Genomic DNA, 774 nt, shown 5'->3' on the forward strand with positions numbered 1-774 from the left:
GCAGCGCCCACGAACAGCGCCGTGGAATACAGCCCCATCATCAGACCGAGACGGTGCGCGAAGTCCTGTTTGATCACCGCGGGCATGCAGACGTTCGCGACCGCGATACCCGCGCCGACCAGCACCGTGCCGCCGAAGAGCGCCACCGGAGAGTCGAGGAGGCGGCTGCCGATGCCGACCGCCACGACGACCATCGTCAGCGCGAGCAGCCGATGCAGCCCGATCCGGCGGGTCAGCGTGGGGGTGAGGAAGGCGAAGGCACCGAAGGCGAACACGGGGATCGTCGTCAGCAGACCTGCCGCCGCGGAGGGGATGCCGAGGTCGCGCTCGATCGCCGGGAGCACCGGGCCGACCGAGGCGACGCCCATCCGGAGATTCAGCGCGATCAACAGCAGCCCGACGCCCACGAAGACCCCGAACAGGACGCCGCCGTGACGAGCCGACGGCGTGGTCAGCGGGGTCGGGGTGGTGTCGAGCGGCTCGTGCGTCGTGGTCATGCTTCGAGTCCAGCACCCGGGCACCGCATCAGAAAACACGTAAACTGCAACGCGATGTCGAATACACGCCAATCCGCTCGGCTCGTCGATCTGAGCCTGGTCGACTTCGACGCCCTCGCCACTCTGCCGATGGAGGGCGCCTACCGCTTCGCGCACGCCGAGACCTCACCGCGCCATGCCCATCCGCTCGGGCACCTGGTGCATGCAGCTTCGGGAGTGCTCTCACTGCTCACCGACGACGGGGCCTGGATCGCGCCATCGACGCGCATGGCGTGGG

At 68.7% G+C, this 774-nt stretch carries 1 protein-coding gene and 1 pseudogene; one reads left to right on the forward strand and one right to left on the reverse strand.

The window, feature by feature from the left end; genetic code table 11:
* Positions 1-497 (reverse strand): MFS transporter (locus KZA10_RS16585; RefSeq protein WP_218683446.1); only part of this gene is annotated, 497 nt, incomplete at its 3' end.
* Between the two features lie 54 nt (positions 498-551).
* On the opposite strand from KZA10_RS16585, the pseudogene KZA10_RS16590 reads away from it, so the two are divergent.
* Positions 552-774, forward strand: a pseudogene (locus KZA10_RS16590) (AraC family transcriptional regulator); the annotation flags it as partial.

This window comes from Microbacterium sp. BF1, assembly GCF_019279095.1.
In the GTDB taxonomy this organism is placed as follows: Bacteria; Actinomycetota; Actinomycetes; order Actinomycetales; family Microbacteriaceae; genus Microbacterium; species Microbacterium maritypicum.